This window comes from Pelagibacterium luteolum (assembly GCF_900100665.1).
Classification (GTDB): Bacteria; Pseudomonadota; Alphaproteobacteria; order Rhizobiales; family Devosiaceae; genus Pelagibacterium; species Pelagibacterium luteolum.
This window is the reverse complement of the sequence record NZ_FNCS01000015.1, coordinates 1-17,227: the sequence shown is the minus strand read 5'-3', so window position 1 is coordinate 17,227 and position 17,227 is coordinate 1. Positions and strand designations below refer to the sequence as shown.

General features: G+C 62.3%; 12 protein-coding genes. 5 read left to right on the top strand and 7 right to left on the bottom strand.

Features of this window, described 5'->3' with window-relative positions; translation table 11 throughout:
* Positions 1-58: 58 nt before the first annotated feature.
* The 5 genes from BLR31_RS16915 to BLR31_RS21770 form a co-directional block, all read right to left on the bottom strand.
* Positions 59-3,184 carry a sacsin N-terminal ATP-binding-like domain-containing protein gene (locus BLR31_RS16915; RefSeq protein WP_090598068.1) on the bottom strand — a complete coding sequence of 1,042 codons (3,126 nt, stop codon included), beginning with the start codon at positions 3,182-3,184 and terminating at the stop codon, positions 59-61.
* A gap of 1 nt (position 3,185) precedes the next feature.
* On the bottom strand, positions 3,186-6,401 hold the full coding sequence (locus BLR31_RS16910) for a DEAD/DEAH box helicase (protein ID WP_176762727.1): 3,216 nt from the start codon (positions 6,399-6,401) through the stop codon (positions 3,186-3,188).
* A complete protein-coding gene (locus tag BLR31_RS16905; protein WP_090598063.1) occupies positions 6,398-6,937 on the bottom strand; it encodes an RNA polymerase sigma factor in 540 nt (179 codons plus the stop codon). Before BLR31_RS16905 ends, BLR31_RS16910 begins: the two co-directional genes overlap by 4 nt.
* Before the next feature lie 314 nt (positions 6,938-7,251).
* The gene (locus BLR31_RS16900; RefSeq protein ID WP_090598061.1) at positions 7,252-7,845 is read right to left on the bottom strand and encodes an SOS response-associated peptidase family protein; all 594 of its coding nucleotides are present in this window, start codon (positions 7,843-7,845) and stop codon (positions 7,252-7,254) included.
* A gap of 161 nt (positions 7,846-8,006) precedes the next feature.
* Positions 8,007-8,330 (bottom strand): hypothetical protein, encoded by a 324-nt coding sequence (locus tag BLR31_RS21770; protein WP_176762726.1) that lies wholly within the window; start codon positions 8,328-8,330, stop codon positions 8,007-8,009.
* Between the two features lie 266 nt (positions 8,331-8,596).
* Here BLR31_RS21770 and BLR31_RS16890 point away from each other — a divergent pair, with 266 nt between their 5' ends.
* The 5 genes from BLR31_RS16890 to BLR31_RS16870 all read left to right on the top strand — a co-directional run bounded on the left by BLR31_RS16890 (position 8,597) and on the right by BLR31_RS16870 (position 16,406).
* Positions 8,597-8,782 carry a hypothetical protein gene (locus BLR31_RS16890; protein ID WP_090598057.1) on the top strand — a complete coding sequence of 62 codons (186 nt, stop codon included), beginning with the start codon at positions 8,597-8,599 and terminating at the stop codon, positions 8,780-8,782.
* Positions 8,783-9,067: 285 nt separating this feature from the next.
* A complete protein-coding gene (locus tag BLR31_RS16885) occupies positions 9,068-10,048 on the top strand; it encodes a DUF3991 and toprim domain-containing protein (protein ID WP_090598054.1) in 981 nt (326 codons plus the stop codon).
* Positions 10,049-10,173: 125 nt separating this feature from the next.
* Positions 10,174-10,779, top strand: coding sequence for a DUF1419 domain-containing protein (locus tag BLR31_RS16880; protein ID WP_425287264.1), 606 nt, complete (start codon positions 10,174-10,176; stop codon positions 10,777-10,779).
* 12 nt (positions 10,780-10,791) lie between these two features.
* The gene (locus BLR31_RS16875) at positions 10,792-11,190 is read left to right on the top strand and encodes a DUF3085 domain-containing protein (RefSeq protein ID WP_090598051.1); all 399 of its coding nucleotides are present in this window, start codon (positions 10,792-10,794) and stop codon (positions 11,188-11,190) included.
* A gap of 86 nt (positions 11,191-11,276) precedes the next feature.
* A complete protein-coding gene (locus BLR31_RS16870; RefSeq protein WP_090598197.1) occupies positions 11,277-16,406 on the top strand; it encodes a helicase-related protein in 5,130 nt (1,709 codons plus the stop codon).
* A gap of 21 nt (positions 16,407-16,427) precedes the next feature.
* Here BLR31_RS16870 and BLR31_RS16865 read toward each other — a convergent pair whose 3' ends face one another.
* A complete protein-coding gene (locus tag BLR31_RS16865) occupies positions 16,428-16,787 on the bottom strand; it encodes a hypothetical protein (protein ID WP_143009423.1) in 360 nt (119 codons plus the stop codon).
* 42 nt (positions 16,788-16,829) lie between these two features.
* On the bottom strand, positions 16,830-17,003 hold the full coding sequence (locus BLR31_RS21765) for a hypothetical protein (protein ID WP_176762725.1): 174 nt from the start codon (positions 17,001-17,003) through the stop codon (positions 16,830-16,832).
* Between the last annotated feature and the right edge of the window lie 224 nt (positions 17,004-17,227).

Sequence of the window (17,227 nt, the reverse complement as noted above, 5' to 3'; positions counted from 1 at the left end):
CCCTCAGCGGCCGTTCGTTCAAATTTCGGGCATCAACAAAACTTGCGATCTTAACCGTTTATCGATCGTCGGCCGCGAGCGGAACCGTGGCGCCGGCGGCCGAAGGCGGATTTCGGCCCGTGACCTCGAATATTGTGCGCAGATCGTCGAAATGTACCTGGACGAAACGAAGCCGGGTGGCTTCCCCAGCCAAGATTATGTTCAGTTCCGGCAACTCGGCACTTTCAATCCCATCACCGATTTCAACATCCGACGTGCTGTTAGCGTGCTGCCACTTGGCGCAACATGTCGGGCACAGAGCAAGATGATTTTCGGCCAGCTCGGCGGATGATGACTGGAGAAGCTCCGGTGCCTCGAAGTACGGGGTCCCATCCTCCAGTCGAAACGGCATCGCGAGATGACATGCCTGGCAAATCATCTCGCCATCGGGATTGGTATAAAGGTCCCGCAAATAGGGACGGGCGAGCTGCCGCACATCCTTGTCCGTCGTGCGCACGCTCCGGCTGCGCGATTCATATGCCTTGGCAGGTGCCGCACTCGCGCGTTCAGCAAGCTTCTCGGCGCGCCGCGCGGGATTGGGGGCTTCGCGTTCAGGAAACCGCGGCGTCGTGAATGCCCCGCTGGCTATTCGTTGCAACATTTCGCTGCCAAGCGTCTTGAGGGCATCGGGTGACAAGGAAGCCAGCTGATCGGCAAGTTCCTCGGGCAAGCCTATCGATTTCGCGGCCTTTCTACGGAGCTGACTTTGTTCCGACCGCTGCCGGTGCTCCGACGCAAATCCGATGGCGTTCAGCCAGTCTTCGTTACCCCCTGTTGACAATCCCGTCGCCAACTCCGGTGTGGTGATCGCGCTCGGGCGTCTCAATGAGCCGTCCTTTGCGGGAATCCACTCGGCATCCCTAAGGCACAACGCCAAAGTGGATGGCGCTCTATGCGGTTCATGGGCCTGGTTGGGTGCGTAGCATGCCTGCATGACGTGGCCGCCGACAGCCGCGATTGCCTTCCAAATCAGCTTCGAAATTTCCGGATTTCGCTTGGCGATCAGTTCGGCAAGCTGGAAGATCGTATAGTCGTAATTCACCTCAGTTGACGTCACTCTGCTCTGCCCGAAACCGCCGACCAGACTCCGGTAGTGCGCGTGGCTGTAGGATATTCTTGTCCGATAAATCGTCAGTGCATGCTCCACCCCCACCTTCTTCAGAAGGGTCAGGAGGGCGGTACGCTTGAGTTTCGAGTATCCACTCCAAAGTGGTAGTCGGTCGCGGCCTTTCACGCCGCTGCGATAGATGATCGCCAAACCGGCGTCGATATAAGGCCGGTCAATGAAAATGCTGTCGGCCTTGTGGTAACCTTCAGCACCTTCAACGCGGAGGAAAGCGACGTCCTCGAAAAGCCTGCAGTCCTCACTTTGTTCATGCCAGCGTAGGAATCGGCGCATGTGCTGGAGGTGGCGCTCGTTGCTGGGAGGGCGCACGCCGTCGCCATAGTTCGCCCGGAGGATTGCGGCGAGGTAGTCGCGCTCGCCAATCTCCTTGACCCCGACTTTCTTGAGAAATTGCTCGACGTCCTTACCGCGCGCGCGGCCGGTCCGGGTGAGGGCGGATCGAACCAAGGTGAGGCCATGAGCCGCCGCCTCCTCGTCAAGCGGTGTGTCTGCTGGAGGCAGCAGCGCGTTTGCCGGACTTGTCCGCGTCCCGTCCTCGAGCCTTACAAAGGAGAGATGATTCAATGCTCCTGAAGACTTCTGAGCGCGCATCGCTGCATCGGCGAGGATGTACAGCCGCTGAACTTGGTCGTCTGGCAATGCATCAAACCAGGTCTGCGCCTTGGCGCTAGCGGCGATATCGCCGCTATTCCAGGATCGGCCAAAGGCGCGCTGAAAGGCAGCGACAAATTCGGCATAGCCCCATTCGGTCAGCTTCAATGTCGCCAAGAAAGCATCAGTCCGGCTGTTGCGCATGCCGCTCCCGACCCAGTGCCTGTCAGGCAGGCCGCCAAAATTTGCGAGGCCTTCATCGCTGAGAAGATCACGAATCTCAGAAACGCCGCGGACGGCCGCGCGTGCCGACACATGCCCCCCGGTATAGGCGGGAAGGAGGGCGTGCGCCTGGAACGCCTCTACGACTGTCGCGAGCAACGGCTGCCACGGCTCGGGCAAGTCATCGCTTGCGTTCGGCATTACTTCCAAGAAGCTGCGTTTGATCAAACCGCGATCGCGCAGGACAGGGAGGCTCTCGGCGAGAAGTGTCGATACTTCGTCGATCAGGAGGGTATTCCATGGATCTTCACGCTTGATGTTCGCGCGATTGTCGGTCAGCTGGAAGGGCCCATGCACCTGGAAATGCAGACCCGTAGGCTCCTCGGTCTCAAAGAATACGGCCAAGCGTGTGGTCGCCGCCTCTGGCACGATGTCGCCACCGTCATTGAGTCGCAAAGCGATTTTCACAGAGTAGCTCCGAGCATCGTTCTCATGATGAACGGGGCGGCTGAGCATGATGAAACGATCGGCTTGGGCGGGTTTCGCACCCACCGTCGAACGCAGGATCCGTAGACCACCTTCGCCGTCTTCGACGACACATTGGGATGAGTTCGATCCGATGACCCATTTGAGAAGCGTCAAATTCTGAAGGAAGAGAAGACTGCGCGGCCCCGACTTGTCGAGCGCGTCGTGTACCCTGGCGAGGATCGCCGCCGCCTTATGCGGCAACAGTGGCAGGACGATGCGCGTCGTCGAGGCGGTATGCGACGTCGCGATTAACTCGGGAACGACCAGGTCCCGAATCCCAAAGGCGATCGGCATTCCTTCGGTTGTGCAATGGACCTCAGGTCGCTCGGTGACAACATAGACCGATTTGAAACCGATGCCGAAACACCCGATCTTGTTTGCCTCCTCAAGCTTCGTGGTGTTGCCAATCCCGGTAATGCCCTCGATGTCGTCCCGATCGAAGGGCTTGCCGTTGTGCTCGAAGACTATTGTGCTGGACCCTAGGTAAAAGCATCCCTGCGTAGCGCCCTCATCCTCGGCATTTTGGAGCAGCTCGAAGATGAAGTGAGACGGATCGGCATATTTCTCGACCGTCGCGTTCCAGATGCCGCGGTCAAAATCATTCTCGTGGCTCGCATCGACCCAGCGTTGCCGCCTCTCACGCAGCTCATGCAGCCATGTTTCGAAGCTCAACGCCATTTCAACCCTCCACTCGAATAACGCCGGCAGCGACACGGCGGGCAAGTATGTCGGCGCGGGCCTCGTCACGCGCCAGCCTTGCGAGGGCTTCGCGATGATCTGCCATGGCGCGATCAATCTGTCCCGTCCGCATCCGGCGAATTCGCTCCTCGTTGGCACGGCCACGCTGCTCCTCGAGAATGGCCATTCGAGCACGGTAGCTCGCTTCGAGGCTGTCGCGGCGGAACCGGGCAATCTCAGCGGCTTCGGCAACATGTTCGGCGCGGCGAGACACCCACAGATCGTGATGCCAGCCGTCGAGCGCCTCGATCATGGAACTCGAGGGCGGTGGCAGGTCGGTCACATCCCGGGCGGCCGCGAGCACATGCATGAAAACGCGCGAGATTTCCGGATCGGCCACGACTGGTACGAGCATCGCGTCCTCCTTCAGTCCCGACAATTGCCACTGATAGATGGCGAACGGATACTCGCCCGGGGACAGGCCCGGTAGCGACGCCGCCAGAGATATGTGGATCTCCTCATCAGCCGCGACGCCACGCGCAGCCGCCTGCGTCAAAGGGTGGACCGGCGTTATAAAAGCAAGCGATCGATCGGCATTGGCCGTATCGCGCTCGAAGGTGAGGCCAAGCGTCGCCTGGTCACCGCGCAGCCAGGCTTCCCATTCGCGCTCGGCAAGGCTCGGTCGCATGCCTCGCGTTCGGGCAGGGATTAGCCGACGTCGAGCCTCCGCCGACAGCCGAAGCGTCTTCGCGGCCCCTTGCCCGAGGATGGGATTGCGGCCGACCTCGAGCGTTCGCTCAAGATGAATGCCCACAAGCCGCTCTAGGGCAGATGGTTCCAGCCAGCGACTGGACGCTTGTGCAATGTCGTCATCTATCCTGTTTCGCGCAACGCGAACGCCGAACAACTCGGCCTCTCGTTCCTCGAGCGCCTCTGTTTCGGCGATCTCACGGATTTCATTGTCCGCCAGCTGCTGCAGCCGATCGTTGCGCTCGTCTTCGGTAAGTGAGAAGTCCTCCGCAACCTGCTGCAGTCTGGTCGCGATCTCGCCCAGGATCGCCTCGCTGCCACCGATCGCCCGTTCGAAAATGCCGATCCGCAAAAGGCATCGGCTGTAGATGTCGAAGTCGACCGTGCCTGGCGTCACAAGATTGTAGATCGCCACTGTCTCGCTGGTCTGGCCGTAGCGATCGATGCGGCCGATCCGTTGCTCAATCCGCATAGGGTTCCAGGGGATGTCGTAGTTGACCAGCGCGTCGCAGAACTGAAAGTCGAGGCCTTCCGAACCAACTTCCGACGACAGCAAAACGTCAATCGCGCTGGGATTATCCGGCGGCAAAGCGAATGCTCGCCGCAATGCACGACGGTCGTCATCACCAACGTCGCCATGGATCAGTCCCACGCGGACGCCGTGTGACCGCAGGGCAGCCTCGAGATATGCCAGCGTATGGCGAAAGGCGCTAAACAGCAGCAGCCGACGGTTGGCCATTTCGCCTTTTTGCGCGACGATCGCCAGCAGCCGGTCTAGCTTAGGGTCCTCGGCGGGAAGCGCGCGAGCTTGTGTCAGCACCGCAGAGATCTCCGCGCGGATATCGTCGACACCTGTGTCGAGCATCTCGACGGCGTCGTCGTCGATCTCGGCACGCTCGATCTCCGAAAGGCGGCGGGTGAGGATGGTTTCGAGAAACGGCACGAGCCCGTGTAGCGAGCTCGCCGTCTGCCGACGGATCGTCGTCATCAGGAAGCCAAGCGGCCCTGAACCGTGGGTCCGCATGTAGACCTCGCGCTGCACCGTGAGAACGGCATCATGAACAGCCTGTTGCGCCGGCGTGAATGGCACCGAAACGGTCTGCGGCTTTCGGGTGGTGAAGGCACCGATATCGCGCCGTCGCGTCCGGCTGATCAGCGACGCGAAGCTGTGCAGGCCTTCGGCGCGGTGCACAAGCCGAACCCGCGCTTCGTCATCGTTCGCGTCGCCGATCGCCGCAATCAGAGCCCGATACTCCGGTGACGGCCCGAGCATGGCCTGCCCCCAGTCGGTCGCGGCCGCCTCGGAGAGGTGATCGAGCGCAGCGGCCTGCCAGCCGTCCTGCCCGCCACGGATTACCGCAATGGCGGCGTTGATGGCCGCATTTGGCTGCGCCATTCGCTCGAAGGTGGGCTTGTCGATGACGAGATCTGGGCGAAGCAGATTCAACAGCGAGAAGAGATCGCTAGTCCCCAGCTGTATAGGTGTCGCGGTGATCAAAACCACCGCCTCGGCATTGTCGGCAAGGAGCTTCAAACCTTGGTGCAGATTGGTCTCGCTGTTGCGCGCGTTGTGCGCCTCGTCCACGATCAGCAAGTCGAAGCGGGGCGGTGAATCGAGCGTGGTCAGCCCTTTCGAGCGTTGGCCACCGCGGATAGCATAGCCATTGAGCAGGTTGTCGTTCACGAGTGAGAACGGAAGCACCGACCGGGCGTATCGCTCGGGCCACTCGCCGTCGAGATCCGTCTGGTCGAGACAGTGTCGCAACTCGACGCTCGACAGCGTGACGAACTCTTCGTCAAATCGGCGCATCTCGCGGTGCCACTTCTCCTCGACCACGAGCGTCTTCGAACAAACGACGAGAACCGAACGGAGTGGCCGCCGCGCCTGGAGCTCACGCAGTAGCAAGCCGGCCTCGATTGTTTTGCCGACGCCCACCTCGTCAGCCACTAGTAACCGCGGACGATCGGCGCGGATGAACTTCAGCACCGGGCGGAACTGGTAGGGAATGAAATCAATGCGACCAGCTTGCAGCGAATAGAGATTGGCCAGGCTGGGCGCCACGAGCTGGAGCGCGGTGAGGCGAGCGTTGAGTTCCTCGAGCGTGGCGCGGACCATCCGTGCCGCAATCTGGGCGGGCGCGAGTTGGCTGGCGTAGAGCGTCTCCATGCGACCATCAATAAAGACGCCATACCGCACCTCACGATTGCTCGGCGTTATCGAGGTAATGACCCCGATTCGGCTCGGATCGGAACGCAGGGCGACTGTTTCGCCAATCGTGAAACTCACTCGGTCGGCCTGTTCTGCCGCCGCGATCCGATCGGCGATCATGGTCCGGACCTTCCGCTCTAGCGCCACGACATTGATGCCGTGCTCGTTGGCGACGCGCATGATCTCCTCATCGCTCGCGTCGAGGACTCCTTCAGCGATCAGCGCCAGAGTGCGTTCATCTGTAGTATAGCGACTCATAGCGTCCATCCTGGATTAAACATCGTGAACAAATGTCGGATCATCCGGCGGCGAGCGGTGTCATAACTGGTCGCGTCGACGCCAAGCGCTGCCTGGGCTTCCTCGCGACCGCTATCAGCGAGAATATGCTCCATGATGCCGCGCGCCTGCGGATCGTCATCAAGCGCCCGTCGCATGCGAGAAAGCAAATCGTTCAGTTCGTGATCAGCGGGCGGGCTTTCCTCCATCTTGTCCAACGCGGTGTCCGTGTCATCAAGGATCAACAATTCACGCATGTCTTCGTGTCGCCATTGGCTTGCGATGCTTCGCATCACACCGTTGAAGAAAGCGGGCATCGCGACATCGCTTGGCCAAGGGCGCCGTCCCGAGAGAACCCGATCAAAGGCCTCGTTGAGTAGATCATCGGCGTCTCGCCGGCCAAGGCCACGGGCCCAGTTTCGCGCCAACACCGACAAACGCACGATGTCCGCCTGCCTCAGGCGGTCCAGTGCGCGACGAACCTCGCCGAGCGAAAGATGGGCCGGTTCGTCGTCCATAGTCGGTTATCAGCTCCTTCCTGACAGTGCGCGGCAGCGCGGGAATTTGGGAAGGCGCTCGGAAGAAAAATAACATCCGGCGTCAGACCTGGCGGGACAAGACGTCAAGATTTGTTTGGCTTCTGCTTTTTGTTGTCGCGACTGCTTGTGCTGGACAGTGTTACAATTTGAGAAAAGCTGCATGCAAACATCGCACAGCGTGACACGATATCTGGCATCTATATTAGCGTTGTTCGGCCGAGTGCGGACAAAAGGATCGGCGAAATCTGATTTGCTTGGGCGGGAGGTGGGCGAGCAGGTGAACATCCACTGGTTCAATCGCTCCCTTTCCGCACGGTCTCGACCTCAAGCGAGCCGGCCGGGAGCGGCTTCAGCAATTCCGCTTCAGGTTTCGCCAGATAAATCCATGAGGCCCAGTCCTGCGGCAAAAGCACCACGACCTGCCGGTTGTGGTAGGGCTCGACATCAGGTCCTGGACTCGTAGTCAGCATCGTGAAGGAGGGTGGGTGATTGCCCTGAGCCTCACGCCATAGCCCGGCAATGGCCATGAAGGGGGCACCGATCAGGCTGAAGCGGTGTTTGGTTTTGGGATATTTCTTGCCGGTGAATTCGTAGAATCCCGATGCCGGGATCAGGCAGCGCTTGCTGTCGGTAAAGTCTCGCCCTTCCGATCGAAAATTGAAGACCGGACCACCCCTGGCACCCGATGGCGGGAAGCTGAAGTTCATCTGGACGAGTTCGATCATGTTGCCGGCCGCACGCATGACCGGTCCAATGTCGTTGATCCTGATGTCGTCCGCCTGGGGCAGATCGAGTTCTGTCTGTTGCGTTGGAATCTCCAGCTCCAACGCCCGCATCATCTGGCAATATTCGACCCAGCGAACGTGTTGCTCATAGGCATTGCACATCCGGCAAGGATAGCGTGAACTTTAAGGTCTTTCGAGGGGTGGGGCGTCTTCCTCCGGAATCGGGCTGTCGGCGCAGCTGAAGACCCGCGGTGCGGGTCTTCACCCTCCGGGCGTCCATCCCTGACGCGGGCAGGGGCGCCCGTGAAGCTGGGGGGAGTGTTTCAGTGATGCTGAGGGCGATATTGGCATGGGTGGAGAGGCGGCGTGCGATCCGTCGCCGATGGCGGGAAGACGCCCGGCACCTCGTCGTACTCCACGGCCCGACTGCCTATTATGAGGCACAACGGCTTGCCGGAAGATCCCGCGCGATCAAAGACGGCCGGTTCCTCCATTGGGCAAAGGTAGCTGCCGAGGTGGCGCGGATCGAACCGTCCGCCGAGATGGATATCGACGTCGTAGAGTCGATCGTCGATCGCGAACTTCGTCATCGAGTTCATTCGGATCCTGAGCAATGACACGGAGAGGCAGGTCGCCGCGACGATCATGAGGGGACCATAGGTCCGGTCTCTGCAACGGCTCTCTGCTACCGGGAAGGATGCGACAGGGCGTAGATCCATCCACGCGCAGGTCCGCCCCCGCTTGCTGTGCTGGCTTCCTGGTCCAGGTCCGTCCTCCTCCAATCAACCCACAAGGGGTCCGCTACGCGAGCGTGCGGCCGCTGCGGCTTCGCCTGCGCGGTGATTGCGGCCGGGCCCCGGACCCGACGGGCGCCAGAGCGGGGATCGGCCCCGCCCATGGACGGAGCCCTTCAATGTCGCACGATCTTTCCCTCGCACAGAACCACGCTTGGCACCTCGCCCGCACCCTGATGGTGCCGGTCATTCTCTTCAAGGTCGACGACGAATACGGCGTCATGCCCGCCGACGAACTCGACGACGCCGAAGTCGAGCCGCTCTTCGAATACGATCCTTACCAGGGCGGTCGGCCGGCTCATTGAGCCGGCCTTCCCCTCGCGCCAGGCGCCCGGCCGTCAGAAAGGCCGGGTTGCGCGCCGCACAGTCCTGCCCCCGTTGGTGGGCGGAGGCCGTGAGCCCTCAATAGGACGAGGTTTTGCCGCTTGCGCCGGGAAGCCCGCAAGGGAGGCTCCGCCGCCCCGGCAAGCCGGTGCGCCCCTGCGGTCTTCCGGCTTCGCGGCCGACCTCGAGGCCTGCCGGAAAGGTAGAGAAAACAGATCTGGACAAGGAAAGGGCCGGACGCCCTGCGGCGCCGGCGTGATCGACCCATGGAGCAGCATGAAATCGAGACATTGCGAGACAAGGTGCCCTGTGCCGCCGTGCTCGAGCGCGAGGGCTGGAAAGTTGACCTCAAGGAGAGCACCGCGCGCGCCGTGAAGTATCGGCGCGGGGAAGGCGAGATCATCATCGTCATCCATAGCGGCAGGGGCTGGTTCGATCCACTCTCGGATGCCAAGGGTGACGTCTTCACCCTCGCCGGTCACTTGGGGGGTATCGCCTTTCCGGCGGCCGTCGAGGCGGTTCGCGGTCTCGTCGGCCATGTTCCGGCCACGCCGCCCTGGAACCGGCCTAAGCGCACGGGCACTCCACTTTCGATCACTGAGCGATGGCGGCGCCGACGACCCCCGACCATCGGATCTCGCGCCTGGCGATATCTGGCAGATGAGCGTGCGATCCCAATATGCATTCTACAGGCCGCTATTGCACGAGGCCTGCTGCGCGAGGGTCCGGGCGGCAGCATTTGGACGGCGCATGTCGACCGAACCAGCCAACTGATCGGATGGGAAGAACGCGGCCCGCAGTGGCGCGGCTTCTCCACCGGCGGCAGCAAGGAACTGTTCCGCCTCGGCAACGAAGCGGCGCTTCGGTTCTGCGTCACCGAGGCGGCGATAGACGCCATGAGCCTTGCCGCGATCGAGGGCATGCGTGCCGACACCCTCTACATCAGCACCGGGGGCGGGTGGTCGCCCGCCAGCGATACCGCGATCCGGGCGATCGCCGCGAGCGCCGACATATTGATCGCCGCGGCCACCGACAATGATCGGCAGGGCGAGATCTATGCCGGTCGTTTGCAGGAGATCGTGCGTGAGACCCGGTGCCGGTACGAGCGGCTGCGGCCTTCCACGCAGGATTGGAACAGCGACCTCAAAAGGACCGGGGAAGGGAAACCCGGGAATGGAAGCGGAAAGGAGAGCGGAATCGCTGCCGCATGCCCGGCCGTCGCGTCAAGGGAAGCTGCGCCCAGCTAGCGCCGGCCCTTGACCCGCCGGACCGGAGAGGCGGCCGCGCGAAGGGGTGATGAGAAGGCATGAAGGTGATGATCCGGTCGGGTGGACAGGATCGCGCTTGATGCCGACGGACGACAGGAGCCGCCATGATCACCCAAACTCCCTTCCGCAAGATCTTCGAGGGCGCCGCCACGCGCCAGCAGATGTTCCATATGTTCGATCGCCATGGCCAGGCGCCGATGAGCAAGGCACGCCTCACCGGCCGGCTCTATGATGGGGAGTGGTTCGAGATCGGCCGGTCCGAGCATGACTACATGTTCGAGATTCTGCCGCCGCTTTGGATGCGCGGCGACATGTTCGCCATGCGCGAGTTCATGACCGGCTCGATCACCAGCGTCTTCTTCGCGCTCTCGATCGATGGCCGCATTCGTCATTTCCACGGCTATTGCGACATGTTGGCCAAGGGTTCGGCCGAGCGCCTGCGCGATGTGATCGTCGAGCGGGAATCCCGCCCCGTCCGTGCCATGACGCGCACTGAGCGGCTCGACCACATCTGGAGTACCACCTATGCCGACTATCGCGGCTATGCGGGTGAGCGCTGGCCAGAGTGTGACCAGGGCGCTCGCACCATCACCGTCTACAGTGGCGCGAAGGGCACGATGCTGAAGCTGCTCGACGACCTCACCGAGGCCGAGATCAGTGCCAAGCTGCCGGTCCATCTTCGCTACCTGCCCGCCGCAATTGCAGCCTGATCGGAGGCTGTCATGTTCACATTTCCCATTCTTGCTGTTCGCAAGGTCATCGAGCGCGGCATAGCCGATGCCGCCGCCAATGGCGGATTTCGCAATCCCTACTACGGCATCAAGCCCGGCAAGGATGAAAAGCCGGGACTTTGGCTAGTGGGCGACCAGGGGGTTTATCTCCTCTCCAACGGCAAGCTCGCCAAGGGTGAGCGCGCCCTCGTGGTCTATTCGGAGGAATGTCACCCGGTCGGCAATCCCGACTGGTGGCATTACAAGCACCGCCATTTTGGCGGTGACGACGGCATCGAGTTCCTCGATGCCGAAGGACTGATTCCGCTGTTCGATCGGAACATGCGCTGCACGCATCTACGCGTGCAACTGACCGAGACGGACGTCTCGTTGTCGCTGATCGCCCGCTAGCTCATCCCACACTCTCGCCAGCTTTTCACGCGGCCGCAAGCGCGGGTCGCGTGATGGCGCTTGCCACAATCCCAGGAGATTATCCAATGTCCCATGACGACCCCTTCACGCTCGACCTGTTCGGTAATACCGCACTTTCCTCAGGGCTCGGCCTTGGCGTGACCGCCTTTTCCGACAGTCCGGCCAACGATCCGGACGATGACGATCCGGCTCCGCACTCTCCCACGCCAGCCAGGCGCGCCACGGCCGACGCGCAACCCTCGCGCCGGGCACCCAAGGGCGAGAACTTCCACCTCGCCGGCATGCGCGGTCTTGCAAAGTCGTGGCGCGATCGCGCCTGCGACAATCTTGCGGCGATCCGGCTCGCCGCTGAAATCGTCGAGGAGCGGCGTCCGGCAACACGGGTGGAGCAGGCGGCACTGATCCGGTTCACCGGCTTCGGCGCTTCCGAGCTTGCCAACGGCGTATTTCGTCGGCCCGGCGAGGACGGTTTCCGCAAGGGCTGGGAAGAGATCGGCGCCGACCTCGAGGGCGCCATCGACAGCGGCGACTACGCCTCGCTGGCCCGCTGCACCCAGTATGCGCACTTCACCCCGGAATATATCGTCCGGGCCATCTGGTCGGGTCTGCAGCGGCTTGGCTGGCGCGGCGGACGCGTGCTCGAGCCCGGCATCGGCACGGGCCTGTTTCCGGCGCTGATGCCCGCGGCGCTACATCCCGTGACCCATCTCACGGGCATCGAGATCGATCCGGTTACCGCCCGGATCGCCCGCCTCCTCCAGCCCCGCGCCAAAATACTCAATCAGGATTTCGCGCGGGTCGATCTGCCTGCGCATTTCGACCTCGCCATCGGCAATCCTCCCTTCTCCGACCGAACCGTGCGCAGTGACCGCGCCTTCCGCGCGCTTGGCCTGCGCCTGCATGACTATTTCATCATGAAGGCGGTTCGTGCGTTGAAGCCCGGCGGGCTTGCCGCCTTCGTGACCTCGAGCGGCACGATGGACAAGGCCGATAGCCGCGCCCGCGAGACGATCGCGGCCACGGCCGATCTTGTCGGCGCCATACGCTTGCCGGCGGGCAGCTTCCGCGCCGATGCCGGAACCGATGTCGTCGTCGACATCCTCTTCTTCCGCAAGCGCCAGGACGGAGAGGTGGCGGGCGATCAAAGCTGGCTCGATCTGGCGGAAGTGCGACCGCCGACCGAGGAAGACGGGGCTATCCGGGTCAATCGATGGTTCGCCGATCACCCCGATATGGTCCTTGGCGAACATGCGCTGCGGCGCGGCATCTACGGTCCTGACGAAACCTATACCTGCCAGCCGCGCCCGGACGTCGATCTCGACGTCGCACTCGCGACCGCGATCAAGGCGCTTCCTGAAGCCATCTATGACGGCGAGCCGGAAGATTGCGGTCCCGACGTCGACGACAGTGCCGATGACCCGGTATCAACTGCGACCATTCCGAATGGCGCCGCTCGTGAGGGCAGCTACTTCATCGGCAAGAACAACGCGCTGATGCAGATGGTCGACGGTCAGGCGGTGACCATCACCGTCAGGAAGGGACGGGGAGGGGACAGCGTCTCCGACAAGCGGGCCCGCGTCATTCGCAAGCTGATCCCGATCCGCGACGCCGTGCGCGAGGTGCTGAAACTCCAGGAATTCGACCGGCCGTGGAAGCCGGCGCAGGTCAAGCTGCGCATTGCCTGGTCCAACTTCGTGCGTGAATTCGGGCCCATCAACTTCACCACAGTCTCGACCTCCGACGACGCGGAGACCGGTGAATTCCGAGAGGTGCACCGGCGTCCGAACATCCAGCCCTTACTTGATGATCCCGATTGCTGGCTGGTGGCGTCCATCGAGGACTACGACCTCGAGACCAATACCGCCCGGCCCGGCCCGATCTTTACCGAGCGCGTCATCGCGCCGCCGCCGGCGCCGGTCATCACGTCGGCCGCCGATGCTCTCGCCGTCGTGCTGAACGAATGTGGCCATGTTGACACCGATCACATCGCGGAATTGCTGCATCGTGATGTCGCCAATGTCATTGACGAGTTGGGGCAGGCGATCTTCCAGGATCCGACGTCCGGTTCCTGGCAAACCGCCGATGCCTATCTCTCCGGCGCTGTTCGCTCCAAGCTCGCTGCCGCTGATGCCGCCGCTGCGCTCGATCCAGCCTTTGCCCGCAATGTCGAGGCGCTCAAGGGCGTACAGCCCGCCGATCTTCGGCCCTCCGACATCACTGCCCGTCTCGGCGCACCCTGGATTCCGGCGACCGACATCATCGCCTTTGTCAAGCAGACGATGGATGCCGACATCAGCATCCATCACACGCCCGAACTTGCATGCTGGACGGTCAGTGCGCGCCAACTCGGCTGGAGCGCCGCCGGCACGACCGAATGGGGCACCCATCGTCGCGATGCCGGGCAGCTGCTGTCCGACGCGCTCAATTCCTCGATCCCGCAAATCTTCGACACGGTGAAGGACGGCGACACAGAGCGGCGCGTCCTCAATACGGTCGAGACCGAGGCGGCCAAGGAGAAGCTGGGAAAGATCAAGACGGCGTTCCAGACGTGGATCTGGAGCGATCCAGATCGCACCGACCGATTAGCGCGGCTCTACAACGACACCTTCAACAATATCGCGCCGCCAAGTTTCAACGGCGACCATCTCCAGCTTCCAGGCGCCTCGGGCGCCTTTTCTCTTTATGGGCACCAGAAGCGGGCGATCTGGCGCATCATCTCGACCGGCTCTACCTATGTCGCCCACGCCGTCGGCGCCGGCAAGACGCTCTCGATCGCGGCCGCGATCATGGAGCAGCGCCGGCTCGGGCTCATCAACAAGGCCATGCTGGTCGTGCCCGGCCATTGCCTGGCGCAGGCCGCCCGCGAGTTCCTGGCACTCTATCCGAATGCTCGGATTCTGGTCGCCGACGAGACCAATTTCGTAAAGGAGAAGCGGCATCGCTTTCTGTCGCGGGCAGCAACCGCGAATTGGGACGCGATCATCATCACCCATTCGGCATTCCGCTTCATTTCGATTCCCTCGGCCTTCGAGAGCCAAATGATTCAGGACGAGCTCGATGGTTATGAAGAGCTGCTGACCAAGGTCGATCGCGAGGACCGGCTTTCGCGCAAGCGTATCGAGCGCATGAAGGAGGGACACAAGGAAAGGCTGGAGGCGCTGTCGACTGCCAAGGACGATCTGCTCACCATCTCCGAGATCGGCATCGACCAGATCATCGTCGATGAGGCGCAGGAGTTCAGGAAGCTCACCTTCGCCACCAACATGTCGACGCTGAAGGGCGTCGATCCCAATGGCTCGCAGCGGGCCTGGGACCTCTATGTGAAGTCTCGGCTTCTCGAGACGAAAAATCCGGGCAGGGCGCTCGTGCTGGCTTCCGGCACGCCGATCACCAACACGCTGGGCGAGATGTTCACCGTGCAGCGGCTGATGGACAACGCAGCGCTCGCCGCACGCGGTCTGCACGAGTTCGATGCCTGGGCATCGACCTTCGGCGACACCTCGACCGAACTCGAGCTGCAGCCATCGGGCAAATACAAGCCGGTCACGCGCTTTGCCCAGTTCGTCAACGTCCCCGAGCTGATCGCCATGTTCCGGTCGTTCGCGGACGTGGTGCAGCCCGCCGACCTGCGGAAATATGTCAAAGTCCCGGAGATCGCCGGCGGCAAGCGCCAGATCATCACGGCCGAGCCGACGCCGGCCTTCAAGGCCTATCAGCGCCACCTCGATCAGCGTATCAAGGCGATCGAGGAGCGCGACGGGCCGGCGCAGCCGGGCGACGATATCCTGCTCTCGGTCATCACCGACGGTCGCCATGCCGCGATCGACCTGCGTCTGGTCATGCCGGCCATGGACAATGAGGACGGCAACAAGCTCAACGCGCTTGTCCGAAACACCTTCCGCATCTGGCGGGAGACGGCCGAGGGCGAATATATCCGCAAGGACGGCAAGCCCTTCGACAAGTCCGGCGCTGGCCAGCTCATCTTTTCCGATCTCGGCACCATCAATGTCGAAGCTTCCCGCGGCTTCTCGGCCTATCGCTGGATTCGCGACCAGCTGGTCCGCCTTGGCGTGCCGTCCTCGGAAATCGCCTATATGCAGGACTTCAAGAAGTCGGAGGCCAAGCAGCGGCTGTTCAACGATTTCAGTGCCGGCAAGGTCCGCATCCTGATCGGATCGTCGGAAACCATGGGCACCGGCGTCAATGTGCAGGCGCGGCTGAAGGCGCTGCACCATCTCGATGTGCCGTGGCTTCCCTCGCAGATCGAGCAGCGCGAAGGCCGCATCGTCAGGCAAGGCAACCAGCACGATGAGATCGGGCTCTATGCCTATGCAACGCTCGGTTCGCTCGACGCCACCATGTGGCAGAATAACGAGCGCAAGGCTCGCTTCATCGCGGCTGCGCTCTCCGGCGATACGTCCATTCGGCGCCTCGAGGACATGGGGGAGGGGCAGGCCAACCAGTTCGCCATGGCCAAGGCCATCGCATCGGGCGATCAGCGCCTGATGCAAAAGGCGGGGCTCGAGGCCGAGATCGCCCGTCTCGACCGGCTCCATGCCGCCCATATCGACGACCAGCACGCCATTCGCCGCCAAGTCCGCGACGCGGAACGCGATGTCGAGCATTCGAGCCAGCGCATCACCGATATCGGGCAGGACATCGTGCGCCTCGTGCCGACCGCCGGCGATGCCTTCACGATGACCGTCACCGGGACCGCGTTCGCCGAGCGTAAGCCCGCCGGCCGCGCACTGATGAAGGAAATCCTCACCCTCGTGCAGCTCCAACAGGGGGGTGACACGGTGATCGCGGAAATCGGCGGCTTCAACTTGCATTTCTCAGGCGAGCGGTTTGGCCGCGACGGATACCACTACACGACCACGCTGCACCGGACAGGCGGTGAGTACGAGGTCGAACTGCCCGTCACGGTCACGCCGCTCGGCGCGATTGCTCGCCTCGAACATGCTCTGTCGAACTTCGAGGGCGAGCAGGACAATTATCGCTGTCGGCTGGAGGATGCCCGTCGGCGTCTGGCCTCCTATCGGCCACGTATTGGCGAAACCTTTGCCTTCGAGGCCGAGCTCGAACTGAAGCGGGAGCAGTTGGCCGATCTCGAAGCCGATCTCGCCGCCAGCACGGATGACAGTCCCAGCGTTGTGGTAGGGGCGGCTGATCATGCGAGCCGCCAGGCGGCATGAATGGAAACCCGCTATCTCGCCCTAAATGCGGTTCTTGAGATCTTCGAGGCTGGCAAGCTGCTGGCGCCTGCTGGCGACGGCTTCGCCAAGCAGCGCCCCAAGCTTGTCGTTGTGCACCTCGATATGCTTTGTCGATGTTTCCACATATTCGCGCAAGAGCTGCTCCTGGCGATCGATCTCCCGCTTCAACGTCTCGGCGTCGTTCCGACCTGACATGCCGATAATGACCCGCCGGTTGCTGATTTCGCCATGAGGCAGGGTTGTTGAGTATGGATTGGTGCGCAACCTAAACAGGCCAGGGTCGCCGGTGAACGCGAAGCTGCGAGTTGCACGAACTCCGTCGATCTCCACCATCCCGTCAAACATGTCGTGGACCCGCACGCGTGCCTCCTGCACGTCCTTTTGTGGATTGTCGAAGTCCACCTATAGCGGCGCGACACGAGCCTCGGGCAAAAGGGCGTACACGATCTCCGCGTCAGACGTGATCAAGTCCACCCTGCTGACTTTCTGGCGTACGTGGTTGTCGACTGCGCCCTCCTGCGCGCGCAGGTACCGGTCGAGCGACTCTTCGAGAAACAGTACATTGCCGATGATCATTGGACCCCCTATTGGCGCCGCGTAACGCGTGTTGCAGATTGCTCGGGACTCACGAAAGCGCCTTGCGCAATGATCGAAGGAGCGCCTCGGCGTCATCGATCTTTTTCAGGATGTCGGGGTCGCCCTTGAGATCCTGCAACGTGGTCCATGGAACCCCCTTCATCGCTTCAACCGCGGCCTCCAGATCCCCGGACAATCCGCCCTTTGGCTTCTTCTCGGTGGGT

Bases quoted from the DNA above. Each gene is read 5' to 3' on its own strand.
- BLR31_RS16915 (WP_090598068.1), bottom strand. From the start codon at position 3,184: ATGGCGTTGAGCTTCGAAACATGGCTGCATGAGCTGCGTGAGAGGCGG.
- BLR31_RS16910 (WP_176762727.1), bottom strand. From the start codon at position 6,401: ATGAGTCGCTATACTACAGATGAACGCACTCTGGCGCTGATCGCTGAA.
- BLR31_RS16905 (WP_090598063.1), bottom strand. From the start codon at position 6,937: ATGGACGACGAACCGGCCCATCTTTCGCTCGGCGAGGTTCGTCGCGCA.
- BLR31_RS16900 (WP_090598061.1), bottom strand. From the start codon at position 7,845: ATGTGCAATGCCTATGAGCAACACGTTCGCTGGGTCGAATATTGCCAG.
- BLR31_RS21770 (WP_176762726.1), bottom strand. From the start codon at position 8,330: ATGATCGTCGCGGCGACCTGCCTCTCCGTGTCATTGCTCAGGATCCGA.
- BLR31_RS16890 (WP_090598057.1), top strand. From the start codon at position 8,597: ATGTCGCACGATCTTTCCCTCGCACAGAACCACGCTTGGCACCTCGCC.
- BLR31_RS16885 (WP_090598054.1), top strand. From the start codon at position 9,068: ATGGAGCAGCATGAAATCGAGACATTGCGAGACAAGGTGCCCTGTGCC.
- BLR31_RS16880 (WP_425287264.1), top strand. From the start codon at position 10,174: ATGATCACCCAAACTCCCTTCCGCAAGATCTTCGAGGGCGCCGCCACG.
- BLR31_RS16875 (WP_090598051.1), top strand. From the start codon at position 10,792: ATGTTCACATTTCCCATTCTTGCTGTTCGCAAGGTCATCGAGCGCGGC.
- BLR31_RS16870 (WP_090598197.1), top strand. From the start codon at position 11,277: ATGTCCCATGACGACCCCTTCACGCTCGACCTGTTCGGTAATACCGCA.
- BLR31_RS21765 (WP_176762725.1), bottom strand. From the start codon at position 17,003: ATGATCATCGGCAATGTACTGTTTCTCGAAGAGTCGCTCGACCGGTAC.